Genomic DNA, 24,154 nt, shown 5'->3' on the forward strand with positions numbered 1-24,154 from the left:
TTGGTCTAGTTTAGCAAAACAATTAGTCAGTACATTTAGCTTTTTAGTCTTTCCGTATCACCGAAAAGCCGCGCTTCATAATACCTATCGAAAAAATTCCAACTGCTGCAAGGATGCCAAGCCCGATCCACGCGAGGCTCAACTGCCCCGAGTTACCGGCAACCGTAAAGCCAACCGTTGACCAGTGCATTGGCAGCAAGCCCATCACGGTCTTCCACGCACCAGCCACAGCAGTAGCGGCAGTTGCCTGCTTCCAGAACCAACCCACCGCAGCCAGTTGCAGCAAACCAAGAACGATGACCACACCAAACCCAAGCTTCGGGAAGTAGTGCAGCACCACTGCCGTAAGACCAGCGCTTCCCAGCGCGGTCGCCGCAGCCATGGCAGCAGCCAGCCCCGCAGCCATGCCATCAACGCCGGTAGCCAGAATCATAAAGACAATCTCAGCCGCGGCAGTCAGCACAACTACACCAGCAAGAAGGCTCAGCCAAGGCTTCCGCGAACGCACCACATAAGCGCCCAGGGCAGTTCCACCGAGCGAGACCATCGCCGCGATAAGCAGCGCCACGATGGGGCTCAGCAGCTTTACTTCCATACCCTGCCCAGCCGCGGCAGCCGGCAACGCACGCTGCACATCCTGCACCTTGGTTTGGTTCTGCTTCGCCATGCCGTCAACACGCTTGGCACCTTTGTCCAGCTTGTCGACGCCACCGAGAGCCTCATCAACCTTGGAGTTAAGCTCCTTGGTGCCATCGTTCAAACGCTTGGCGCCATCAGCCGCCTTATACACGCCATCGTGATAGGCATAGCCATTAACCGCGAGCTGATGGGAAAGCTCCCGTGAGCCATCCTTCAAACGCTTGAGTTGGTTAGTTAGATTCTGGTCAATCTGAAAATTATTGACTTGATTGCGCAGGTCCCCGAGCTGCGACTTGATGTTGCGCGCCTCGGGGGAATTATTTCCCTCAAGGTCCTTCAGCGTGCCGTCGATGGCGGCCAGCAGCTGGCCCTGCACCACGGTAAGACCTGTAATTTGATCCACTGCGTTGCCAACACCGTTTGCTACCTCAGTCGCACCATTGCCCAGCTGATTGGTGCCGGACTGCAGCTGAATCAGACCGTCGTAAAGCTCCTGCGATCCGGCGCTGAGCTTGTCGACGCCACCGCCCAGCTCACCAGCACCATCCTTCAGCTTGCCCGTGCCGGTGGAAAGCTGCTGGGTTCCCGACTTCAAAAAGCCAGCCTGGGCCTGCGCCTGGCTTGCAGCACGCGCCGCCTCGCTTAACGACGCCGCACCTGCTTGACCTTCTGTCGGCGCACCGGTTCCCTCACTCGACCACGCACGTGAGGCATCCCACCCCGGCACGCCTGTCACAATGGCACCTACCACCAAGGGCAGAACCACCAGCAAGCACAGAAGTGCGCCACGCAGGCGCGAAGGACGGGACGGCAAATCAGCAAGGCGGGAGTTCATCCTTTAAAAAATATCGCTCCCACCACCGCAAACAACGCAGGCGCGCCGTTTTAAGTCGGGGCAAAGATACAGAAATCCCAAAACTTCCAACCAACTGATCATAGGATTTAGCCCATGAAACGTTCCCTACTGATTCTCCCCCTAGCCGCACTTCTTCCACTCACCGCCTGCTCCCCCAAAGACACTGCAGATAGCGAGCCGCAGTTCGCAGCAGCCGAATCCAACACGGCCGCAAAAGAAACCGCCACTAGCGAGACCCCAACCACCACCAGCAGCAAGGCCGAAGAAGCCCTGCCCCAACAACGAAGACCGTCACCGCCACGGCCAAGCCGGAGCAGCCAGCGCCAGATACGCCACAGGCGCAAAGCAAGGGCAGCTGCTCAGTCGATGCACTTCAGCAGGCCAACACCTCGATGAGCAACATGACTGTTATCGATTGTGACGGTTCGTGGGCATACGTTGGCCAGCGCAATACCGATTGGCTCACCTGGGCATATTGGGATGGCCAAAAGTGGAAGAGTGAACCTCACATCGGCACCACTCTCACTGGCATGGGCGGACCCTGCTATGACGTCGAAGGCATGAAAGCACGAGGCCTGAGCGACGCTATGGCAATGGACGCTCAGGCCTGTGATTAGGAGGTTGTATTACGTGCTAGTTCTTCTCTGCGAAGAGCTCACGGACGCGCTTTTCTAGGCGTGGGGAAACTGCGCCCCAGTAAGCGTAGATGCGTTCCTCGGTCTCGGAGGAAACGCCAGCCATGGCGTTGGTAATGTTGTCCGCCATGCGCTCCTTCTCCTCGTCGTTATAGACGTTCTCGTACAGGTCGGTTGCCTGCGCGGTATCGGAATCCTCAGCGTGGCGGACATACGGTGCGCGAACCAAGCCCAGACCTGCCGGGTCCGGGTTGACGTAGAGATCCGGAGCGGTGGTGGTCTCCAGCTCGCTGCGATCGTTAACGTCACCGTCAAGGTAGCCGCCGCCCTTTGCGTGGCGGTTCGGGGAGTAAACCGGATCCTCAGGAGCATTGAAGAGGAACTGCATACTGCCCTCGTGCTCGTAGGTGTTGACCTTGTCCGCATTCAGCGGCTGGTTAACCGGCAGCTGCTTGTAGTTCGGCCCAATGCGGTAACGCTGCTGGTCAGCATAAGCAAAGACACGAGCCTGCAGCATCTTGTCCGGAGAAAGGCCGATGCCCGGGACCAGGTTGGAAGGATCCAGTGCAACCTGCTCGATCTGCGCGAAGAAGTTGCGTGGGTTGCGGTTGAGCACAAAGTATCCGACATCAACCAATGGGTAGTCCTTCTTGGACCAAACCTTGGTGAGGTCAAACGGGTTGAAGCGGTATTCAGCTGCTTCAGCAAGCGGCATGATCTGCACCTTGACGTCCCAGATTGGGTAGTCGCCCTCTTCGATGGCGTTGTAGAGATCCTCGCGGTGATAGTCGGCGTTCTTGCCGGCCATCTCGCCTGCCTCAGCATCAGTGAAGTTCTCAACACCCTGGCGAGACTTGAAGTGGTACTTCACCCAGAAGGCCTCGCCTTCCTCGTTGACCCACTGGAAGGTGTGGGAACCGTAGCCGTTCTGGTGGCGGGTGGTCTTCGGTGTACCGCGGGCACCCATCAAGTAGGTGACCTGGTGAGTGGACTCTGGGTTGCGGGTCCAGAAGTCCCACTGCATATCCGCGTCACGCAGGCCGTTGACGCCGAGTCGCTTCTGGGAATGAATGAAGTCAGGGAACTTCATACCGTCACGTAGGAAGAAGACCGGGGTGTTGTTGCCGACGATGTCGTAGTTGCCGTCCTCGGTGTAGAAACGCAGTGCGAAGCCGTGCACATCGCGCCAGGTATCCGGAGATCCCTGCTCGCCAGCAACGGTGGAGAAACGCCCCATCATTGGGGTGACAGTGTTTAGTTGAAAGAGATTCGCCTTGGTGTAGCGCGAGACATCGTTGGTGATGTGCAGCTCGCCAAAGGCGCCATGACCCTTTGCGTGCGGGGTGCGCTCTGGCACGCGCTCGCGATTGAAGTGCGCAAGCTTCTCAATCAGGTGAATGTCATTGAGAACAACTGGGCCGTTCTGCCCTGCGGTAATGCTGGTATTCTCGGTAGCAACCGGCTGGCCGGAAGGGCTGGTGGTATTTGGGCCGCCCGCGGGGCGCTGACCCTTGTCGAGGACCTTGTCAGCTTCAGAGTTAGTCATGGAAAGCCTCCTAAGAAAACTAGCGGGAACTAGTCAATAAAATTGTTGATAATTTGGGGTGGATTATCAATCACGGACAAGCGATAACCTACCCCGTTTAATAGGCCCTCGCAACAAAAATCAGCAAATTAATAAGTTCTGGCAGGGAAATCTAATTTAGCGTTCATCCTGGTAAGTTCATTTTGGTGAAACACCACTCCGAGCATGACGACGCCCGCGTCACTGACCTTGCGCTCAAGGCCGGCCGCGGCGATCGCGCAGCTCTCACGGAGTTTATTAAGTCCACTCAGGATGATGTGTGGCGTCTTCTCGCACACCTAGGCGGCGCGGAAATCGCAGACGATCTCACCCAAGAGACGTACCTAAGAGTTATTGGCGCACTCCCCCGCTTCGCCGCGCGCTCTTCGGCTCGCACCTGGCTGCTCTCTCTCGCGCGCCGCGTATGGGTGGACAACATTCGCCACGACATGGCGCGTCCCCGCAAGGCCGCAACGGAATATGAAGACGTAGCGGCACAGACGCCTTCGACCGAGAACTCCGGAGCGTGGAGCGATTGGATCGACGCCCGCACGCTAATCGACGCCCTGCCCGCAGACCGCCGCGAAGCCCTCATCCTCACTCAGGTATTGGGCTATTCCTACGAAGAAGCAGCCAAAATCGCTGGCGTACGCATCGGCACGATTCGTTCCCGCGTTGCCCGCGCCCGCAAAGACCTCATCGAAGGTACGGGAGCCTAGCCGGGAATCATTAGCGCGAATCGTTACCTACTATTTATCAGGCTTCACTTTCGGTACAATTAGCTGCGATTTTAGCGCCGGAACCCAGAAGTTTTCGCGAAAGTTCTGTGCACTTTTAGAAAATTTTCTGGATGAAAGACATTAAAGAAAAGTAGCATGGCTTAAAAACACACGTGACAAATCGAAGGTCGACCCGGGCCAGCGCGCTACAAAAAATGCGCGCATTTCTTTTTGCCCGGCGCGTGTGAGAATGCGAGAAATCTCCTCATGATGAAACGCGCATTGGCTATCTCCATGGCGTTTATCGGTGTTGTTGTCGGCGCGGGCTTTGCCTCTGGCCAGGAAGCTATGCAGTACTTTGTCGCCTTCGGAACCACTGGTTTCTGGGGCGTAGCGCTGGCTGCCGGGTTGATGATCATCACCGGCATTGCAATTTTGCAGCTGGGATCTTATTTCCAGGCCACAGAGCACACGGCGGTGTACGACAAAATTTCCGGACCAATTACCTCCAAGATCTTGGACTGGTCCACGATTGCCACGCTCTTTTCCATCGGCTTCGTGATGTTCGCCGGTGGCGGATCCACCATCACGCAGCAATTCCCAGATATAAAGATTTGGGTAGGCGCAACGCTGATGTTGGTGCTCGTCCTGCTTGTCGGCCTGCTCGACGTTGACCGCGTCACCGCAGTCATCGGCACCATTACTCCATTCATCATCATCTTTATCGTCTTGGCCACCGGCTATACCATCGTCACCGCCGACGTCGATTGGAGCCACCTCAACGAATTCGCCACGAATAGCGTTGACACCCCGCTGAGCAGCTGGTGGCTCGCCGCCCTGAACTACACCGGCCTGAACGTCATGTGCGCGGTGTCCATGTCCATCGTCATCGGCGGCAACATCCTCGACAATCGTGCAGTGGGCATCGGCGGCCTCATCGGCGGCTTTATCTACCTGCTTCTGCTGACACTGCTCGTGGTCTCCCTATTCATGGTGGCACCGACCGTGCATGGAAAAGATCTGCCGGTTCTAGAACTCATCAACACCATTCACCCGTCTCTGGGCTATGTGATGACGATTGTCATTTACGGCATGGTCTTTAACACCGCAGTGGGCATGTTCTACGCGCTGGGCAAGCGCCTGACCCGTAAGAAGCCGAAGCTTTTCTACCCAGTCTATGCCGCTTCCTGCATCATCGGTTTCATTCTTTCCTTCGTCGGTTTCAAGTCTTTGGTCAGTAACATCTACCCAATCTTGGGCTACCTTGGCCTTTTGATGATTGCCGTTATGGTCTTCAACTGGGTTATAAAACGCGACAAGATTACTTCCGAAAGCAAACGTCGAGTGCGTGCTCGCACCCTGGTCCAGCGCAAGCTCGACCCGCGCGAGCACTTCACCAAGAAGAACCAGAAGGAGCTCGCAAAGCTCGCGGCCGCTTCCAATATGAAGACCGACGAGTTTGAGGACACCGTTGCCGAAGAAATCCACGAGGAGCTCGAGGCAGATGACGAACTCGAGTACGACCGTGAAGATCCTGATCCTTCAGTTGTCTTCGTCGAGCACACCAAGCCAGAAGTTCCACGAGACTAATACAAAGCTCTCCCCTTCCTGCTTAAGCAGACCTTTCCAAGGCGTATGAGTTGGCCTAACCCAGCTCATACGCCTAATGCTTTACAACGCACACGTGATAAATCGAACGTCGAACCGGTCTTGCGCCACCATGGCAGCAAACGCCTCGCACACAAACTGCACAGCCTGCAAAATGATGAGCGCGGACTTACCCTCCGGCGCGTGTGAGATAGCGAGACTCTCCCACACCTTATGTTTAAACGCGCAGTAGCCATCTCCATGGCCTTTATTGGCGTTATGGTCGGCGCTGGCTTTGCCTCCGGCCAGGAAGCCATGCAATATTTTGTATCCTTCGGCACGCTCGGATTGTGGGGCATGGTATTGGCCGCCGCCCTCATGGTCGTCGCAGGCATCGCTTTCCTACAGCTTGGTTCCTATTTCCAGGCTTCGGAGCATACCGCTGTTTACTCCCAAATCACCGCGCCTATCACCTCGAAGATCCTCGACTGGGCCACCATCATCACGCTTTTTGCGGTGGGCTTTGTCATGTTCGCCGGCGGCGGCGCCAACCTCGCCCAGCAATTTTCTTCCCTCCCAACGTGGGTGGGCTCCTTGATCATGCTGGTGCTGGTGCTCATCACGGGGCTTCTCGATGTCGATAAAGTCACCGCTGTCTTGGGCTTTATCACGCCTTTTATCATCCTCTTCATCGGCTTCGTCACCATCTACACTTTGGTGACGAACCAAGCGACCTTTGAGGAAGCAAACAACTACGCCATCCACAACGTTGATCCGGCAATCGCTAATCCTTGGATCGCCTCCCTCAATTACACTGGCCTGACCGCTATTTGCACCGTTTCCATGGCCATTGTGATTGGCGGAAACTTCTTAGATAACAAGACCGTCGGCCTAGGCGGTGTTATTGGTGGCGCTATTTTCCTGTTCATGCTGGCGTTGCTGGTCTGCGCCCTATTCTTTGCCGCGCCGCAGGTAAATGGCCAGGCAATGCCTGTCCTAGCGTTGATCAACACCATCCACCCGGCGCTGGGTTACGGAATGACTTTTGTCATTTACGGCATGATCTTCAACACCGCAGTGGGCATGTTCTACGCGCTGGCTAAACGCCTGACGCGCGGCCATGAGAAGCGCTTTTACCCCGTTTACCTCATTACCTGCCTCTTTGGCTTTGCGTTGTCCTTCGCTGATTTCAAGGACCTCGTCGGACTGATTTATCCAATTCTCGGCTATGGCGGCTTGGTGGTCATCGCTATCATGCTCTTTGGCTGGGTTAAGAATCGCGGCAAGATGGTAAAGGAATCAGGCCGCCGTATGCGTGCTCGTACGCTGGTGCAGCGTCGCCTTGATCCGCGTGAGCACTTTACCAAGAAGAATGAGAAGGAACTGCGCACCTTGGCCACGGCCTCCAACATGGAAACTGCGGAGTTTGTCGATGCCGTCGAAGAAGAAATCCACGAAGATCTCGAAGCAGACCAAGAACTCGAGTATGACCGCGAGGACCCAGATCCTTCCGTGGTCTTCGTGGAGCACACCAAGCCGGAAGTACCAAAGTAGGAATCCGAAGTAAATAACTAAAAAGGAGCTCGTACGTCCTTTTATTGGATGTACAAGCTCCTTTCTGCGCTTTATGGCTTTGTTTTAGGTCCGCGCGCTAGACCAACAACTCAGCAATCTGAATCGTGTTCAAAGCTGCGCCCTTGCGCAGATTATCGCCGGAGACAACCAGCACGAGGCCCTTGTTGTCATCAACTGACTGATCCTGACGGATGCGGCCCACCAAGGCCTCGTCCACGCCTGCGGCAGCAAGCGGGGTCGGAACGTCGACGAGCTTGACACCGGGGGCGTCGCCAAGCAGGCGGCGTGCCTCGTCTGGGGTGATTGCCTTGTCGAACTCCGCGTGGATGGTCAGGGGGTGGCCGGTGAATACCGGAATCCGCACGCAGGTGCCAGCAACCTTAAGCTCAGGAATACCCAGGATCTTGCGCGACTCGTTGCGCAACTTCTGCTCCTCATCGGTTTCCTCGGAGCCATCGTCAACCAACTTGCCAGCAAAAGGCAGCGCGTTGAAAGCAATCGGAGCAACGTATGGGCCAAGCTCTTCCTCAGAGACCTCGAGAACGGAGCCATCATGGACGAGCTCTACGTTGCGATCTCCGATCTCGGCGGCCTGCTTGGTCAAGGCCTCAACACCAGCCAAGCCAGAGCCAGAAACTGCCTGATAAGAAGACACGTGCAAACGGTTCAGACCGGCAGCATCGTGCAAGACCTTAAGAACCGGCATTGCGGCCATGGTGGTGCAATTCGGGTTAGCAATGATGCCCTTCGGGAGGTTCTTCGCCTGCTCAGGGTTTACCTCAGAGACAATGAGCGGAACTTCGGGATCCTTGCGGTATGCGGAGGAATTATCCACCACGGTCGCGCCTGCAGCGGCAAAGACCGGGGCCCAATCGAGCGAAGTAGCGCCGCCGGCAGAGAACAAAGCAATGTCGACGTCAGCGACGGACTCCTCGGTTACCTGCGAGAGATCCTCAACCACAACCTTCTCGCCACGGAACACCAGTTCCTGGCCAGCAGAACGCGGCGAGGCAAAGAAACGAACCTTGTCAGCTGGGAAACTCCGCTCCTCCAAGATGGAACGCATGACGCGTCCCACCTGGCCGGTAGCACCAACAACTGCAACGGTGGTCATGAAAAATTCCTTCTTCCTAAATTAACGGCCCGTGCCAGCGTAAACGGTAGCTTCTTCCTCGCCACCGAGCTGGAAGCGCTCGTGGAGCGCAATGGCCGCCTTGTTCAGTTCCAGCTCTCGCACCAGCACGGAGATGCGGATCTCAGAAGTGGAGATGAGCTCCATGTTTACCTCGGCGTCGCGAAGCGCCTCGGTGAAGTCTGCGGTAACCCCTGGGTGCGACTTCATTCCGGCACCGACCAAGGAAACCTTGCCCACCTGGTCGTCGTAAAGCACGTTTGCCCAGTGGCCCTCATTCTTGAGCTTGGTCAAAATCTCCATGGCACGCGGGCCATCCGCACGCGGGCAGGTAAAGGTGATGTCGGTGGTTCCGGATTCCAAGGAGGAGACGTTTTGCAGGACCATATCGATGTTGATCTCCGCCTCCGCGATGGCGCGGAAGATCTTGGCGGCCTCCCCTGGACGATCCGGAATGCCCAGAACGGTGACCTTTGCTTCAGAGGTATCGGTCGCGATACCAGTCAGTACTGCTTCTTCCACAGGGATATCCTCCATTGAACCGGCCACCAGAGTGCCGGGGTCGTTTGAATAAGACGAGCGAACTCGCAGGGGCAGATCGAATGCGCGGGCGTATTCCACACTACGCAGAACCAGAATCTTGCAGCCGACGGCTGCCATCTCCAGCATCTCCTCGAAGGAAAGCTTCTCGAGCTTCTGCGCGTTCGGCACGATGCGTGGGTCCGCGGTGTAGACACCGTCGACGTCGGAATAGATCTCGCAAACATCGGCGTGCAGCGCAGCGGCCAGGGCTACCGCAGTGGTGTCGGAACCGCCGCGGCCCAAGGTGGTGACGTCGCGGCTTTCCTTATTAACACCCTGGAAACCAGCGACGATGCAGATCTTGCCTTGGCCCAGGGCCTCGGTGATGCGGCCCGGCGTGACGTCCACGATGCGCGCGTTGCCGTGGCGCTCCGTGGTAAGCACGCCGGCCTGAGAGCCAGTGAAAGACTGCGCCTCGGCGCCGAAGGACTCGACCGCCATGGCAACCAGGGAGTTAGAAATGCGCTCGCCGGCGGTAAGCAGCATGTCCATTTCACGCTGCGGCGGCACTGGGTTGACCTGGGCAGCAAGGTCGAGGAGTTCATCAGTGGTGTCCCCCATGGCGGAGCAGACAACAACCACGTCGTTGCCCGCCTTCTTGGTAGCCACAATGCGCTCGGCGACGGCGCGGATGCGATCCGCGGTTTCGAGGGAGGAACCTCCGTATTTTTGAACGATTAAGGCCACGTTGGGATATCCACCTTTCACTGTGCGTTTCCCGCGACAGTCTATAGCCACAGGGCCGATAAGCCCCGCTATACCTGTCGTGCATTAGTCAGTTGTCCATGCTACCCCGACGAGGTACTTCCTTTCACAATATGTGAAGGGGATCAAAGTGTTTTTATTCACCGCACCAAAAGAGGCAAACTTAACGACTTAGGAACATTTATTTTCACCCGTGAGCAGTATTCGTTAAAAAGGGCGACTACCTACTACGGTGGTGGGGGTGTTCAGCAATCTCTTGGCGGTTTTCTTTGCCCTCGCCTCCGCGCTCACCGTGGCCTGGGGCACGGTAGTCCGTCACCGGATCGCACTTGAAGCCTCCGGCTCGGTCATGCGCACCGCGATGCGCAATCCCGTGTGGTGGGTCGGCACACTTGCCGCCATTGTGGCTTATGGCCTGCAGATTGTCGCCCTAGGCTTTGGCACCCTGCTGGTAGTTCAGCCCATCTTGGTGCTCTCGCTGATGTTCACCTTGCCGCTTTCTGCCTGGTACTCCAAGCGGCCGCTGTCTTTTCATGAAATCTTCTGGTGCAGCGCGCTGACCATCGCAGTGGGCATCTTGGTGGTCTACGGCCGCCCCGTTGCCGGCGATCCGCGCCCCTCCCTTTCGCAATGGTGGCCGCCGCTGCTGTGCGGCGCACTGGGCTTGGCGCTGCTCGGCGTCCTAGCGTGGCGCTTCCCCGCTCGGCGCGCCTTGGCCTTGGGAACTTCCTGCGGCATCCTCTACGGCTATGTGGCGCTGCTATCTAAGTCTGTGGTGGATATCTTCTCCCACGAGGGCCTTGGCCAGCTCCTGGTGTCCTGGCAGTTTTGGGGCTTAATCGCCCTCGCCGGCGGCGGAACCGTGCTCCAGCAATATTCTTTCCACGCCGGTGCGCTAAAGCAATCCCTGCCAGCTATGACCATCATGGAGCCCATCGTTGCTTTTGGCTTGGGCTACGTGGTCTTGGGCGAGCAATTCCAGGTTGATTCGCTGGCGGGCTGGACGCTCATGTCCTTAGCTCTAGCCGTGATGATCCTAGGCACGGTCATCTTGTCGCGCCGCCCAGTGGGCTCCTCCACGCGGCAGATCCAAAGCTAAATAGCCCACTCGAATACGGCAAGCATGTGCGCCGAAAACCACGCACCGAAGAGAACATAGGCGCCGCATAGCGCTGCGGTGCTGCGGGTGCTCGCGGAATCAGCCAGCTTGATTGCCCATGGAATAAACAAGACCGCCGCGGGCAAAAGCAGGCGTGGGCGCGAATGCATGATGCCATCAGAGAACAACACATTCGCTATGAGCGCGGCGGCGAAAAGCCAAACCGGCGCTGGCAAGCGCCGCCAACCCAAGAGCAACAGGATGGGCGCGCCGACGATTACGAGCGCGGAAAGCAGATAGCCCACGTTGTCAGAGTTCAAAAGCGTGGACCATATCCACTTGAGCGTTGCCGCACCGAAATCGAAATGGGAGTTCCAGTGTTTTTCTTGGATGCCAAAGTAGCCTCCTGCCTGCCCGAGATAGCTATTCGCCCACGTCAGATAACCAAACAGGGGAATCGCGGCGAAGATAAGGCTCAACCAGGCCTTCCACTCGCGGACGGCCTTGCACAATACGATGAGGGCAAAGACCACGAGGACGTCGATTGAAGTCAGCCGCACGGCGGAAAGCGCAAAGCCAAAAAGGCCGGCCAGCCACCACTTTTCATCCAGCAAGGCAACGAGCATCCACATCACCAGCGCGCCGAAGAGCGCCTCGGTATAAGGCATGGCAAACACGATGGACATCGGAGCGCTGCTCACGGCGATGGCGGCAACCGCGCGGGCCTTAAAACCGGCCCCCATGCGCTGCGCGATGGCCATGACGCCCACAGCCATGAGGAAAGTGAAAAAGAAATTGAAAACAATCGCGACGGCAGCTTCATTCGCAACAAAGAAGCTGCCCACCTTGATAACGAGCGGAAAGCCCGGGAAGAAGGCCATCGTTACTTCATTGACGTTTCCATCTGCGGCAACGTCAGCACCGAAGTAACCAGCACGGGCAATCTCCGTGTAGTATTTCGCGTCCCATTTGGTCAGCAGGCCGCCTAAGTTATCTTCGTTAGCCTGCGCAAAAATGGCGAGCACCCCAATCCGCAGGAGGTTGCCCAGCACAGCAATTAGACTCGCGGCAATCCAATCCTGCCTACCGAGACGAGGGGCCGCGCTATGCGCTACTTCTGCGCCGGCCGCATTCTTGACTTCGTGCACGTTATGCAATGTTATCGGCATGCTTCAGACCCCACCTCGATTTACGTGGAATTCTCCCACCCCAACAAAAGGAGATCCCAATATGTGAGAACTCTTGCCACATCGTGAGAAGCGCGCTAGTGTGATTCACATGACTATGCGGCAGAGCCTCCTCCTTATTTGCCGCGGCGGGATTTAGGCCTTTCAAACCCACCGGCCAGCGCCCCCGTCGCGGGTTTTCACGATGCGCATCCAAACTGCGCCTTCCCACCCCCGCCGCTGCTGGCTAAACGGTACCTCTTTATCCGCTTCCTTAACGAAGCAGCAAGGACAAATCATGGCTCCCAACGATTCTTTATCACCGCCCCACGCGAAATCACTACCCCTAACGGCGACTTTGGCAAGAACCAGCCCGCCTGGAATAAGCAGCGCGGTTCCGCAATGCCCACCCACCGTTACCGCAGCTTTGCCCAAGAAGTAGAAGACATTCAGCTGCCGGACCGCACCTGGCCGGATAAGAAAATCACTTGCGCTCCACAGTGGTGCGCGGTCGATCTGCGCGATGGCAACCAAGCGCTGATCGACCCCATGAGCCCGCAGCGCAAGCACCGCATGTTCGACCTGCTGGTCAAGATGGGGTACAAGGAAATCGAGGTAGGTTTTCCTTCCGCATCTCAGACCGACTTCAACTTCGTGCGCGAGATCATCGAGCAGAACAAGATCCCTGAAGACGTCACCATCCAGGTCCTGGTGCAAGCACGCGAGCACTTAATCCGGCGCACCTTTGAGGCCTGCGCGGGCGCCAAGAACGTCATCGTGCACTTCTACAATTCCACCTCGAAGCTGCAGCGCCGCGTGGTCTTCCGCAAAGACCGCCCTGCGATCAAGAAGCTGGCTTGCGACGCCGCAGCGCTCATCAAAGAAGTAGCCCAGGACTACCCCGACACGAACTGGCGCTGGCAATACTCCCCGGAGTCTTTCACCGGCACGGAGCTAGAATTTGCCCGAGAGGTATGCGACGCCGTGGTTGAAATCATGGAGCCCACGCCCGAGCACCCAATGATCATCAACCTGCCTTCCACGGTGGAGATGATTACGCCGAACGTCTACGCGGATTCCATCGAATGGATGCACCGCAACCTGGCCAAGCGAGAAAGCATCATCCTGTCGCTGCACCCACACAACGCCCGCGGTGCCGGCATCGCGGCTGCCGAGCTGGGTTATCTGGCGGGCGCGGACCGCATCGAGGGCTGCCTGTTCGGCAACGGCGAGCGCACCGGCAATGTGGATCTGGTGGCGCTGGGCCTGAACATGCTCACCCAAGGCGTCGATCCACAAATTGATTTCAGCGACCTGCCCACTATCCGCGATACCGTGGAGTACTGCAATCAGCTGCGCGTTCCTGAGCGCCACCCCTACGGCGGCGAGCTGGTCTTTACCGCTTTTTCCGGTTCCCACCAGGACGCCATCAACAAGGGCCTCGACGCCCTGGCCAACGAGGTACGCCCCGGCGCCATCAACACGGACGTCTCGTGGGAAGAGCTGCGCGAGACCGAATGGGAGGTGCCTTACCTGCCAATCGATCCGAAGGACGTGGGGCGCGACTACGAGGCAGTTATCCGCGTGAACTCCCAGTCTGGCAAGGGCGGCGTTGCCTACATCATGAAGACCGATCACGGCATTCATATGCCGCGCGCGATGCAGGCAGAATTTTCCGCCGTGGTCCAAGAAGTCACGGATGCCGAAGGCGGCGAGGTCGGTTCCAAGGGCATGTGGGATATCTTCGCCACCGAGTTCCTAGACCGCGAGGCGCCGCTTGCGCACAAGAACTTCCAGATCGATAACGCGGTAGGCGACGACGCCGAAGCCAAGGTCACCGCGACAGTCATCTACAACGAGGCGGAGTCTGTGGTTTCCGGCCACGGCAACGGTCCGATTGCGGCCTACGCCAATGCCCTCGAAGCGTTGGGAATTGATTTCGAGGTAATCGAGTACGCACAGCAATCGCGTAGCGCTGGCGACGACGCCGAAGCTGCCTGCTACATTGCCGCCGACGTCAACGGCACCAAAGTGTGGGGCGCTGGCATTGCCGGCTCCACCACGCGTGCTTCGATTTTCGCCATCAATTCGGCGGTCAACCGCGCGCTGGGCTAAAGGTGGTAGAAGTCGAGGCATGACTTTATCGCTCTATCCCATCCCCCACTTGGGGCTCGGCGCGGTGCAGGAATTGCCCGTGCACCCCGCATCGGCATCCCAGAATTCGCCTTCTGCGGAAGCAAAACAGCGAGAGGTCAACGCCACTTTGTCCAGGCAGCCCGACGGCACCTGGCAGGTGGCGACCGCCGCCGGCGTCGTAGGTCTGATTGCGCCTCAGGATGCGGCTGAGTACCCAGAGATAGAGCTGCTTTTCGACGCCCAGCTGACTCCAGCAGTAACGCTTCGCCAAAGCCCCCAGCCCACGGTGTTGCTGCCGCGTCCGGGCCTGTGCCTGCCCGCGAATAATCCGCCGTCCAGCCCGTGGGCGCTGCTTTCTTTTGCCCCAGCGATAAGCATCACGGTTATCCCAGACGAGGTCGACATTCCGCAGTTTGGGCGAATCCATCTGCTGGTTACCTTGCGCGCGGCCGAATCCGATCCGCAGCGCATCAGCGCTTATCTTGGCCCACAATTCATCGGCACGCTGGATAGCTACCCGGACTATCTTCCGGACCTGCTCGTCCAGCATGCCAAGCAGGGGCTAAGCACGCTCGCCCATGCCTACCACTTCCCTCGCCAAGGCGGACGAGTGCTCAACATTTATGCTGGCAAGCAGATAGAACAGGAAACCCGCGACGGCTCCGGCCAGGAACGCCTACTGGCGGAAAACACCCGTAGCGCAAGCTCTGCTGCGGCCACTTTTGAGACCGCCAGTTTCAAGGCCATCACCGATGAAGACTTGTCCCGTATCGACCGGCTCCCGCAAAAGGCCACAGCGGATTCCACCCCGACAAAGAAGAACAATAAGAGCTGGCTCATCTTCGCCCTCGTGATTGTTTGCATCGCCGTTTTGATCGCAGTGTTGATTGCCCTTTAATTGCACGCTCATTGCCCAACTCAGTCAGCGCACGGCAACCTTTCGACCTGCTCAAATGCCGCTTATACGTTTGAGTTCAAAGCTACGAGTCGGTAGGGTGGATTTAGTTTCTTTTAGAGGGTTAGCGCGCTCTAGGCGCAGCAGACCCTCTAAGTCTGTCTCCTTATAGCTCGCATCCCTACTCCCAAACTTCTTCCCCGCACCCTACGAAAGCGAATACAGATGAAATCGACAAACTACATGGTCCCTAACCATGGTTTTGGCGATGTAAATCAAATTCCCATCCAAGAAGTAAGCCCAGATTTCCTCGTCGAGCTAATGGAAGAATCTGGTTCTGAACAGCCTGCAGTGGAGGTCAACCTCACGGGCTCTTCTGACGAAGGCTTCCGTGTCCGCTACGAAGACACCACCATCGGCTACCTCGAACGGGAAGAAGCTGCGGCTTATACCGAGCTTGATTGGATCATCGATGCAGGTTTGCGTCCTCTGGTTACCGCACGCGTAACCATGGTGGAGTTTGATGGCGAGGAATGGCCTTCTTTCGATGTCGAGCTACCGGCCCCTGGCCTGTGTGTTCCGGTCAATAACCCGCCGGCAGAGCGCTGGGCCATGCTGCCTGGCACTACGGCTGCGGCAATCACTCAGTTCCAGTCCAAGATGGACGTCTTCCCGGAATCCGCCGAGCACTTCTTGGTCACCCTGCATGCGCGCCGTTTCTTTGGCCGCCGCAGCGTCAACGTGGCGGTCGATGGTGTGCAGATCGCCTCGCTTAGCCATGATGACGCCCACCGTTTGGCCGATACCGTTTCGAGCTACCAAAACAGTGGCCTGCTCGCCGTAGCACGCGCCTATTACTGCATGGATGAGGGCAAGCCTCGCCTTGTCGTTTATGCCGATGAGCAGTCTGATGACAAGCGTGCCGTTGTCGCTGGCGTCGCTGGCGCTGATGTCTTCGCAGACCTCCTCCATGCCTCTCGTCGGCGGCAGTGCCGGACTAAAACTCGTGGCCGCTGCCAGCGCAGCGATCATCGTCGGCGGTGGCGCAAACCTCGCGGCCTCCATCTTTTCCGTGGATGAGCAGGCTCGCGAAGAAGCTACCGAAGCACAAAGCCGCTCCTATGAGGACTCAGTCTTCCCACGCGGTCTTTCGCCCTACCGGGACATTTTCGGCACTTCCAGCGCCCAAAAAGCCACGGCAGAGCCTGGCTCACGCACCACGTCTCGCGAGGATTCCCGCGAAGGCACCAAAGACCGCAGTGCTGTAGCTACACGGAAGCAGACTTCCGACGCCGTCGAACCCACCGCAGAACCCAACACAGACGAAAGCTCCCGGGATTCCGCCGAACACGTCCTCGCTGCGCCAGATGCGCAGACCACGCTCGAGGGCAACAAGGAAAACCCACGCGGTCCTTCCCGCCCAACGTCGCCGCGCCATACTTCTGGTGACGACCAGAACCTTCCAGCGCCACTGCCGGTCCCGACGCTTCCGCCGGCCACCCCAACGACGGAACCTTCTACCCAACCGCGTAGTACAACCGAGCCAACGCGAACTGTACCTTCTCCTACCCGCACGGATACAACCATCCCGAAATCACCGGCAACCTCCACCACGCCGACGACATCGGAGCCGAGCTCGACTTCCTCCTCTCCTACCCCAACTAAGGAAGCAAGCACCACCGAAACTACGGAAGCATGCACTACCGAGGAGTCCACGACTCCTAACTCGACCACGCGTCCGGCCTCCCCAACGACAACGACCCGGAAGCCCATCACGCCAGGAACCATCATCATCCGCGGCTAGGTCACACGCTCGCCCGTTGAGCCAACGTGTCCAGCCGGGGTACTACACTTAAAACAATGAGCACCACCCCCGGCCCCGATTCAGCCCCCGCGCCTTCACCGGCCGCGCTGGCTGCTGGCCGCCCGCACAATCCCGGCCGGGCTAGTACCGACAAAGAAAGCAAGCAGCCAAGCGCGCAAGAAATAGCGCAGGCCGAGGCCGTTGCCGCCTACCCTTTCGTCGCACTCACGGTGCAGACCACCGGCATTCATCCTTCTACTGGGCGCCTCGTTGCCATCGATGCCCTGACTTATAACGAAAAGAACGAGGTAGGCCAAGAATTCCACGCCGTCATCAACCCTGGTACCAACCCGGGCCCACGGCACCTGCATGGGCTTAGCATTGAGGAAGTAACAGAAGGCCAGTCTTTCTCGCGGCTGCTCAAGCCACTTGATCGGCTAATTGACGGCCGCACCTTGATCGTGCACGATACCCCATTTACCTGGGGTTTCATTGTCTCCGAGGCGCGTCGCGCCATGATGGCCGCCGCGCGCCAGAATCGCTCGCGAAACCGCAACCGTAATAAGGGCAGGCGCCGCCGCCAGAAGGTCGGCCACGTTCCTACCCCGGTCAGCATCGTCGATACTTTGGCCACTGCCCGCCGCCAGGGGGTGTGGGATAACGATGTCCGCCTCGCGGCCGTCGCCAAGCGCAGCGGCCTTGATGTAGCTCCACCCACCGCAACCGTTGAACGTGCCCAACGCAGCGAGGCCGCCACCTCCCGCGAGCAAACCCAGCTGCTGTACCGCCTCTATCAGCATCAAGCAACCGGCACGCGTAGTGCATACGCGCCAGATGAGCTGCGCGCGGATCGCTTTGGTTTGCAGCGCTCGCACGTGCGTGTCGACGCCGCAGAATCCCCACGTCAGCACCACAATCCGGGCAAATATGTTCCTGGCAAGGAGCTGCACCGCGGCATGGAGATCGTGGTCGCGCCAGAGATCATGGAAGATCCAGACACCATCATCGCGGCTATCGCACGTGAAGAGCTCAACTATTCGGAAAAGCTCACGCGCGAATCCTCGCTGGTGGTTTGCAACATCACCACCGATTTCGTGGGCAAGCCCATGCACGCCCACCGCAAGGGCATCCCGCTGATGTCTGACACTGCTTTCCTTGCAGCGCTCGAGCGCATCCAAGAAGCAATCGAGCCGGAGCCAGAGAAGGATTCCGATAATCGCGGTCAGGCACACGTGCCGAACAGCAATAATCGCCGCTCCGGCAGCGCTAATAGGCGGCGCTCGCGCCGTAAGTCGGGCTCGGGCAAATCCTCCGGCCGCAACCAGCAGAAGAACAATAGTCAGCAAACAAACGAAAATCCCAATTCTTCCAACGCCAAGCCCGGCGGCAATCCGAAGAACGAGGAGAAATCCGGCTCTGGGAACTCGGGTGGCAACAAACGGCGGCGGCGCCGTGGCGGCCGCGGTGGCCGTGGCCGGCGTGGTGGCAAGCCCAAGGGCGGAAACTCGCAGGGCAACAAGGGCCAAACCAGCTCCGGAAAGAACAGCTCCGGGGCAAATGGGTCTGCCAAGAATAAAAACTCCGGCCAAAACTAGGCGCGCAAGTCCCCGCCCCGCGGGCTGACGCGACTACCCTAGGGGCATGAGTTTTAACCTTTCCGGCACGTTGCGTTCATTGCGTACCAACGCCGCCACGACCGCTGCCAAGCTGGCCACCACCGCCTCCCGCGCAACCGGACGAGGCGCCGGCGGAATGATCGGTGGCCTTATCGCTGGCGCGATTGATCCACAGATCATGGCTAACCTCGGCGGTGGCCGCCCTGCGGTGCTGGTTACCGGCACCAACGGCAAGTCCACCACCACCCGCATGCTGGCCGCCGCTGTACGCAGCGAGCACAAAGTCGCTACCAATGACGGCGGCGACAACATGGATGCTGGCATCATCTCCGCGCTCATGGCGGGCAAAGACGCCTCCCACCTCGTGTTGGAGGTAGACGAGCTGCACGTTCCGCACGTGGCAGACAACCTGAATCCGCAGGCGCTGGTGCTGCTGAACCTCTCCCGTGACCAGCTCGACCGCGTCGGTGAGATCAATAAGATCGAGCGCGCTCTGCGCGGCGCCGTCGAAGCCCACCCAGACATGCTGGTCATCGCCAACTGCGACGATGTCCTCATGACTTCCGTGGCCTACGACGCCAAGAACGTCATCTGGGTCTCCGCCGGCGCTGGATGGCTCGGCGAGTCCGTGACGTGCCCACGCACCGGCGGCCACATCGTGCGTGATGAGGATGATTGGCGTGCGGTCAAGCCGCTTCCCGACGGCCGCGAGTTCCGCCGCCCCACCCCAACCTGGCGCGTAGACCAAGATGGTTTGCACACTCCGCAGGGTGACAAGGAGCTGAGCCTCTCCCTGCCTGGACGCGCCAACCGTGGCAATGCCGCCCAGGCCATCGCCGCCGCAGTGGAAGGCTTCGGCGTGGACGAGGCCAAGGCCATCGCCGCCACCGAATCCGTCAACGACGTGGCCGGCCGTTACTCCACCATCACCTTGGGTGACCGTGAAATTCGCCTGCTGCTGGCTAAAAACCCAGCCGGCTGGCAGGAGGCCCTGTCCATGGTGGATCGCTCTGCCGACGGCCTAGTCATTGCCACCAACGGCCACGTGGCAGACGGCATCGATATGTCCTGGCTGTGGGACGTACGCTTCGAGGACTTTGAAAACCTCGCGGTCAAGGCCGCCGGCGAGCGCGGCACCGACCTTGCTGTGCGCTTGGTCTACGCCGATATCTCTCACGAGCTCATCCCGGATCCAGTCAAAGCCATCGAGTCCTGCCCACCGGGCCGCATCGAGGTGCTGGCTAACTACACCGCTTTCCGTGATTTGAAGAAGGCGCTTGAGCGCAAAGTAAAGGAGAACGCCAATGGCTAAGACGCAGTTGCAAATCGGCCTCATTCTGCCCGACGTGCTTGGCACCTACGGCGACGACGGTAACGCCCTTGTCCTGCGCCAGCGCGCCCGCATGCGCGGTCTTTCGGCTGAGATCGTTCCGATCAAGCTAGGCGAGGCAGTCCCTGACTCCCTCGACGTCTACACACTCGGCGGTGGTGAGGACACCGCGCAGATTCTCGCGGCGGAGCACCTCATCAAAGACGGCGGCCTGACCCGCGCGGCTGAGGCTGGCCGCCCGATCCTTTCAATTTGTGCTGGCCTGCAGGTTTTAGGCGAGTCCTTCCGTGCCTCTGGCCAGATTATTGACGGTGTCGGTCTCATCGACGCCACCACGGCCTCCATGGCTGAGCGTGCCATCGGCGAGGTCTCCTCTCAGCCGACCGGCGCTGGTATCACCGCGGAGCTGACCGAAACCCTCACCGGCTTCGAGAACCACATGGGCGCCACCATCTTGGGCCCCGCCGCACAGCCGCTGGGCAAGCTCATTCGCGGCCAGGGCAACGCCGATACCGCAGCCACCGCCGATCTTTCCGACGCCGCCGAGCAGCGCATTGCCGAAGGCGCCGTCCAGGGAAGCGTCATCGCCACCTACATGCACGGCCCGGCACTGGCGCGCAACCCGCAGCTGGCTGACCTCCTGCTGGCCAAGGCCATGGGCGTTGCGCTCACAGACCTAGAACCGCTCGACATCCCGGCCGTGGACAAGCTGCGCACCGAGCGCCTCAACGCATCAAAGCCGCCGCGCTCGCAGCTCTAGACACGCAACTGCGGGGCGCTCAGCTGACGCTCGCGGCTTGCCTTAGCCCGGCTTGCCTTAGCCGCCCTAAATGCCAAATCGTCGCCATTTTCGCGCAACTTGGCGCCACAATCCGGCAATTAGGGCGGCTGCTAAGACAGCTACACCGTCAAACGACCCGACAGCGCGCGGGACAGTGTCAGTTCATCCACGAACTCAAGGTCGCCGCCCAGCGGCATGCCTGATGCGAGGCGGGTGATCTTCAGATCCGGGAAGTCACGCAACAACCTCACCAGGTAGGCCGCGGTAGCCTCGCCTTCCGTATTCGGATCGGTTGCGAGGATAACCTCTTTGATCTCCGGCGTCGTGTCATACAACGGCGCGTCCGGGGTGGAATCCGCCAGCTCGCGGTCAGGCAACACGCCACCGATGCGCTGCAAGAGCACGGAGATGTTGAGGTCCTTCGGGCCCACGTTCGCCAGCGGGTCCAAAGCGCCGCCTAGAACGTGGTAGCGCCCCTCATACTCACCGGTGCGCTCGATGACCTGGATGTCCTTAGGCTCTTCTACAACACAAATAGTGGATGCATCGCGCTGCGAGTTCACGCAGATTCGGCAGACTTCTTCGCGCGAGATGTTGCAACAGATACGGCAGAAAGTCACGCCATCACGTACCGCGCCGAGCGCGTTTTGCAGGCGGTCGACGTCCTCCGGATCCATGTGCAGCACGTGAAAAGCGATACGCTGCGCCGACTTCGGCCCGACACCCGGAAGGCGCGAAAACTCGTCGATGAGATCCTGCAGAGGTCCTTCGAACACGATTCTCCCTATCTATGAAATGCAAAAAGGCCGCTTCCCCCACTGCGGGGAATAACGGCCTTTTAGTTTAACGCGCGACTACTGGTTGCCGCCGAAGACATCCTGGAAGGAAGGTCCATCGTAGCCCTGCTGGGACTGGCCCATGCCCTGGGACAGCGGGCCAATCTTTTCCTGAGCCAGCTTGCCAGCGGCAGCGTGTGCTTCCTTGAAAGCGCCGATGACGAGGTCCTGGAGGGTGTCAACGTCCTCAGGGTCCACAACGGACTTATCGATCTGGAGGTCGACGAGCTCTGCGCCGCCGGTCATGACAACCTTAACCAGGCCGTTGCCTGCGGTGCCTTCAACGTGTGCGGCCAGGATTTCTTCCTGTGCCTTCTGCAGCTCAGCCTGCACGCGGGCAGCCTGTGCGAGCAGGTCGTTCATGTCATTTGCCTGGGACATTGGGTCAGTCATGGAAAGTCCTTTCAACGTAAATTTCTTTAAGATTTTCGCTACCCGTCAAGTGTACAGACGCTTAACTACAAGCGCCGTGCACCTAGCTCCTTGGTGAGCAGTTCCATCGCAACTTCCGTGGAGCTGCGGTGGTCCATCTCGCCGGCGTTTTGGGCTTCCTCCATCATTTCGCGTTCTTGTTCATCGCGGGAGTAGGCCTGTTGCGGTGGTTGCGCAGTGCTTGCCGACGCCCCCATCTCCTGGTTCTGCTGCCCCAGCCCCGGTTGGCTGGGCTGCGGGTCAGCTGGATAGTACTCCTCTGGTGGTGCCTCAAAATCGTCTTCCGGCGCTGGTTCGGGCGGCAGCGGTACACCGTTGCCGAACTGCGGAATCTTGTTGAATTCCTCGTCACGCTTCTGTGCCACCTGTGAAGCCTGCGCAATTCGCGAACGCCAGTCACCACCCTGCTGGGATGACTGCTGTGCCGGCTTCGCTGCTTGCTGACGCGGGGCCTGCACCTGCGCAGGCGGAGTAGCTTGCGGTGCAGGTTGATGCGCGCTTGCCGCCGCTGTGGCGGCCGCCGCAGCCGCCGATGCCGCAGCCGGTGTCACTGGCCCGGGGCTCTCTTCGCGAGCAGGCTCGTTGTTCTGCGTGCCGATAGGTCGCGGTGCTCCCCACGGATCATCAGATGCAGACGCAGATGCGCTGGCAGACTGCTCCGATTGCTGCTCGGGTTCAGTCTGCGGGCTAGGCCTCTCAGACTCCTGTTCTGACTCAGCGGACTCGCGCTGTTGCTGGTTTGGGTTCCACGTTGGCTGCTGCCGCGGAGTGCTTTCGCTAAAGCCTGCTGCCTTCGGGTTGGTGCCGATAATGCAGTTGACCTTGATGTCACGGCGCAGCTCTTCCTTAAGAACTGCCACGATTACATCGTTGTTGGACGGCGAATTGATTCGCTCCGCAAGGGCACCAGTGGTGTGTCCCAAAATCAATGTGTCATCACGGAAGCCAAGCACGCGCGCCTCAGCGAGCATGATCTCTGCAACCTTGTTGCGACGTCCCACGGCCGCGCGAAGGTTCGACCACTGCGAACGCACTTGCTCCGCGACATCAACTGCATGTTCCTGCGCTGGTTCCTGAGCAGACCGCTGTGCCGGTTCCTTGGCTGGTTCCTGAGCAGACTCCTGTACAGGTTGAGTCTCGGTTCGCTGCTGAGGCGCCTGTTCGGCGCGCTCAGCTGGCTGTTCCTCGGACTGCTGCGGCTGCTGTGCAGATGCCGATTGCTCCGGCTGAGCCTGCGGCGCCTGGGCCTGTTGCTGTTGTGCCTGCTGTTGAGCTTGACGGTTACGGCGAGCAGCGATGATGGCAGCCGCCGCGGCTGCAGGGTCTTGAGCTTGGGCAGTAGCGGGTGCAGGTTGGTTGGAAACTGCGGTATTTGCGTGGCCGGCAGCAGGCGTTCCATCGGAAGCGCCTTGCGGTGAGCCAGCGGGCATGCCCTGTGGCAGCGCAGCAGTCTGGCCCGCGGCGGCTGCTGCAGGCGCAGAGCCAACCAAGAGGTGAGCACACAGGATCTCCAGAAGCAGGCGCGGCGAAGTAGCGCCACGCAGCGAAGAGATGCGGCTGTTGACGGTCTCTGCCAGGTAAGCCAACTGTGGGCCGGTGAAACGCTGGGCTTGGGCCAAAAGGATTTCGCCGCGGTCGGTCGGGGCCGAGACCAAGCCGGCCTCCAAAGCACCCGGCACTGCTTGCAGAATCATGAGATCACGAAGGCGATCCAAAAGGTCGATGGTAAAGCGACGTGGCTCGTGGCCGGCTTCAATGACGTCGTCGACGATCATGAACAAGGCTGCCTTGTCTTGCTCGGCAAGCGCCTCAATGGTCTTATCCAACAGACCTAGGTCAGTCACGCCCAGCAGCGGACGCGCAATGTCATAGGTCAGACCGTCAGGCCCCGCACCAGCCAAGAGCTGATCCAGAATAGACAAAGTATCACGCGGGGAACCGCCACCGGCCTGGATGACCATGGGATACACGGAATCATCGACGTGCACGCCCTCCGAAGCCACAGTGCGCTCCAACAGGCCCTTCATGGCCGGCGGGGTCAGCAGGCGGAACGGGTAATGGTGGG

Annotated in this window: 18 protein-coding genes and 2 pseudogenes; 12 read left to right on the plus strand and 8 right to left on the minus strand. The window is 59.2% G+C overall.

Annotated features, from left to right (window positions below; genetic code table 11):
* Positions 1 to 43: 43 nt before the first annotated feature.
* A complete protein-coding gene (locus HMPREF2724_RS01655) occupies positions 44 to 1,474 on the minus strand; it encodes a hypothetical protein (protein WP_070586856.1) in 1,431 nt (476 codons plus the stop codon).
* Between the two features lie 422 nt (positions 1,475 to 1,896).
* Here HMPREF2724_RS01655 and HMPREF2724_RS01660 point away from each other — a divergent pair, with 422 nt between their 5' ends.
* Positions 1,897 to 2,112, plus strand: a complete 216-nt coding sequence (locus HMPREF2724_RS01660; RefSeq protein WP_141748299.1) for a hypothetical protein — start codon at positions 1,897 to 1,899, stop codon at positions 2,110 to 2,112.
* Between the two features lie 16 nt (positions 2,113 to 2,128).
* On the opposite strand, the gene HMPREF2724_RS01665 is transcribed toward HMPREF2724_RS01660, so the two are convergent.
* Positions 2,129 to 3,676: a catalase gene (locus HMPREF2724_RS01665; RefSeq protein WP_070586860.1), complete on the minus strand. Its 1,548-nt coding sequence runs from the start codon at positions 3,674 to 3,676 to the stop codon at positions 2,129 to 2,131.
* A gap of 185 nt (positions 3,677 to 3,861) precedes the next feature.
* On the opposite strand from HMPREF2724_RS01665, the gene HMPREF2724_RS01670 reads away from it, so the two are divergent.
* From HMPREF2724_RS01670 to HMPREF2724_RS01680, 3 genes are all read left to right on the plus strand, one after another.
* Positions 3,862 to 4,413 (plus strand): RNA polymerase sigma factor, encoded by a 552-nt coding sequence (locus HMPREF2724_RS01670; protein WP_061920135.1) that lies wholly within the window; start codon positions 3,862 to 3,864, stop codon positions 4,411 to 4,413.
* A 267-nt stretch (positions 4,414 to 4,680) separates the two neighbouring features.
* Positions 4,681 to 6,003: a YkvI family membrane protein gene (locus HMPREF2724_RS01675; RefSeq protein ID WP_061920133.1), complete on the plus strand. Its 1,323-nt coding sequence runs from the start codon at positions 4,681 to 4,683 to the stop codon at positions 6,001 to 6,003.
* Between the two features lie 231 nt (positions 6,004 to 6,234).
* Positions 6,235 to 7,554, plus strand: a complete 1,320-nt coding sequence (locus HMPREF2724_RS01680) for a YkvI family membrane protein (protein ID WP_070432787.1) — start codon at positions 6,235 to 6,237, stop codon at positions 7,552 to 7,554.
* 97 nt (positions 7,555 to 7,651) lie between these two features.
* Here HMPREF2724_RS01680 and HMPREF2724_RS01685 read toward each other — a convergent pair whose 3' ends face one another.
* Both HMPREF2724_RS01685 and HMPREF2724_RS01690 read right to left on the minus strand, forming a co-directional pair.
* Positions 7,652 to 8,689, minus strand: a complete 1,038-nt coding sequence (locus tag HMPREF2724_RS01685; protein WP_070586862.1) for an aspartate-semialdehyde dehydrogenase — start codon at positions 8,687 to 8,689, stop codon at positions 7,652 to 7,654.
* Between the two features lie 21 nt (positions 8,690 to 8,710).
* Positions 8,711 to 9,976, minus strand: a complete 1,266-nt coding sequence (locus HMPREF2724_RS01690; RefSeq protein ID WP_061920127.1) for an aspartate kinase — start codon at positions 9,974 to 9,976, stop codon at positions 8,711 to 8,713.
* Positions 9,977 to 10,235: 259 nt separating this feature from the next.
* On the opposite strand from HMPREF2724_RS01690, the gene HMPREF2724_RS01695 reads away from it, so the two are divergent.
* Positions 10,236 to 11,093: a DMT family transporter gene (locus tag HMPREF2724_RS01695; protein WP_061920124.1), complete on the plus strand. Its 858-nt coding sequence runs from the start codon at positions 10,236 to 10,238 to the stop codon at positions 11,091 to 11,093.
* On the opposite strand, the gene HMPREF2724_RS01700 is transcribed toward HMPREF2724_RS01695, so the two are convergent.
* The gene (locus tag HMPREF2724_RS01700) at positions 11,090 to 12,241 is read right to left on the minus strand and encodes a hypothetical protein (protein WP_246815032.1); all 1,152 of its coding nucleotides are present in this window, start codon (positions 12,239 to 12,241) and stop codon (positions 11,090 to 11,092) included. The two genes, HMPREF2724_RS01695 and HMPREF2724_RS01700, sit on opposite strands and share 4 nt — an antisense overlap.
* A 316-nt stretch (positions 12,242 to 12,557) precedes the next feature.
* On the opposite strand from HMPREF2724_RS01700, the pseudogene leuA reads away from it, so the two are divergent.
* From leuA to HMPREF2724_RS01735, 7 genes and pseudogenes are all read left to right on the plus strand, one after another.
* Positions 12,558 to 14,374, plus strand: a pseudogene (leuA, locus tag HMPREF2724_RS01705) (2-isopropylmalate synthase).
* A gap of 19 nt (positions 14,375 to 14,393) precedes the next feature.
* On the plus strand, positions 14,394 to 15,293 hold the full coding sequence (locus HMPREF2724_RS01710; RefSeq protein ID WP_070586865.1) for a hypothetical protein: 900 nt from the start codon (positions 14,394 to 14,396) through the stop codon (positions 15,291 to 15,293).
* Between the two features lie 222 nt (positions 15,294 to 15,515).
* Positions 15,516 to 16,370: a hypothetical protein gene (locus HMPREF2724_RS12765; RefSeq protein WP_061920118.1), complete on the plus strand. Its 855-nt coding sequence runs from the start codon at positions 15,516 to 15,518 to the stop codon at positions 16,368 to 16,370.
* Complete coding sequence (locus HMPREF2724_RS01720; protein WP_061920115.1) at positions 16,297 to 17,094, plus strand: hypothetical protein; 798 nt, start codon at positions 16,297 to 16,299, stop codon at positions 17,092 to 17,094. The genes HMPREF2724_RS12765 and HMPREF2724_RS01720 overlap by 74 nt, the downstream gene beginning before the upstream one ends.
* A 56-nt stretch (positions 17,095 to 17,150) precedes the next feature.
* A pseudogene (locus HMPREF2724_RS01725) lies at positions 17,151 to 18,251 on the plus strand (DNA polymerase III subunit epsilon); the annotation flags it as partial.
* A gap of 484 nt (positions 18,252 to 18,735) precedes the next feature.
* The gene (locus tag HMPREF2724_RS01730; RefSeq protein WP_061920111.1) at positions 18,736 to 20,022 is read left to right on the plus strand and encodes a Mur ligase family protein; all 1,287 of its coding nucleotides are present in this window, start codon (positions 18,736 to 18,738) and stop codon (positions 20,020 to 20,022) included.
* The gene (locus HMPREF2724_RS01735; protein WP_061920109.1) at positions 20,015 to 20,800 is read left to right on the plus strand and encodes a type 1 glutamine amidotransferase; all 786 of its coding nucleotides are present in this window, start codon (positions 20,015 to 20,017) and stop codon (positions 20,798 to 20,800) included. Before HMPREF2724_RS01730 ends, HMPREF2724_RS01735 begins: the two co-directional genes overlap by 8 nt.
* A 140-nt stretch (positions 20,801 to 20,940) precedes the next feature.
* On the opposite strand, the gene recR is transcribed toward HMPREF2724_RS01735, so the two are convergent.
* The 3 genes from recR to HMPREF2724_RS01750 form a co-directional block, all read right to left on the minus strand.
* Entirely contained in the window at positions 20,941 to 21,597 is a 657-nt protein-coding gene (gene recR, locus HMPREF2724_RS01740; RefSeq protein WP_061920107.1) for a recombination mediator RecR, read from the minus strand.
* A gap of 78 nt (positions 21,598 to 21,675) precedes the next feature.
* Positions 21,676 to 22,050 carry a YbaB/EbfC family nucleoid-associated protein gene (locus HMPREF2724_RS01745; RefSeq protein ID WP_061920106.1) on the minus strand — a complete coding sequence of 125 codons (375 nt, stop codon included), beginning with the start codon at positions 22,048 to 22,050 and terminating at the stop codon, positions 21,676 to 21,678.
* 65 nt (positions 22,051 to 22,115) lie between these two features.
* Positions 22,116 to 24,154 (minus strand): DNA polymerase III subunit gamma/tau (locus HMPREF2724_RS01750; RefSeq protein ID WP_070586867.1); only part of this gene is annotated, 2,039 nt, incomplete at its 5' end.

Origin of the sequence: Corynebacterium sp. HMSC071F07, assembly GCF_001810285.1 — a bacterium.
GTDB lineage: Bacteria > Actinomycetota > Actinomycetes > Mycobacteriales > Mycobacteriaceae > Corynebacterium > Corynebacterium simulans.

Coding starts and splice junctions, on each gene's coding strand:
- HMPREF2724_RS01735 (WP_061920109.1), top strand. CDS start 20,015: ATGGCTAAGACGCAGTTGCAAATCGGCCTCATTCTGCCCGACGTGCTT.
- HMPREF2724_RS01675 (WP_061920133.1), top strand. CDS start 4,681: ATGATGAAACGCGCATTGGCTATCTCCATGGCGTTTATCGGTGTTGTT.
- HMPREF2724_RS01680 (WP_070432787.1), top strand. CDS start 6,235: ATGTTTAAACGCGCAGTAGCCATCTCCATGGCCTTTATTGGCGTTATG.
- HMPREF2724_RS01685 (WP_070586862.1), bottom strand. CDS start 8,689: ATGACCACCGTTGCAGTTGTTGGTGCTACCGGCCAGGTGGGACGCGTC.
- HMPREF2724_RS01660 (WP_141748299.1), top strand. CDS start 1,897: ATGACTGTTATCGATTGTGACGGTTCGTGGGCATACGTTGGCCAGCGC.
- HMPREF2724_RS01730 (WP_061920111.1), top strand. CDS start 18,736: ATGAGTTTTAACCTTTCCGGCACGTTGCGTTCATTGCGTACCAACGCC.
- HMPREF2724_RS01710 (WP_070586865.1), top strand. CDS start 14,394: ATGACTTTATCGCTCTATCCCATCCCCCACTTGGGGCTCGGCGCGGTG.
- HMPREF2724_RS01655 (WP_070586856.1), bottom strand. CDS start 1,474: ATGAACTCCCGCCTTGCTGATTTGCCGTCCCGTCCTTCGCGCCTGCGT.
- HMPREF2724_RS01745 (WP_061920106.1), bottom strand. CDS start 22,050: ATGACTGACCCAATGTCCCAGGCAAATGACATGAACGACCTGCTCGCA.
- HMPREF2724_RS01665 (WP_070586860.1), bottom strand. CDS start 3,676: ATGACTAACTCTGAAGCTGACAAGGTCCTCGACAAGGGTCAGCGCCCC.
- HMPREF2724_RS12765 (WP_061920118.1), top strand. CDS start 15,516: ATGAAATCGACAAACTACATGGTCCCTAACCATGGTTTTGGCGATGTA.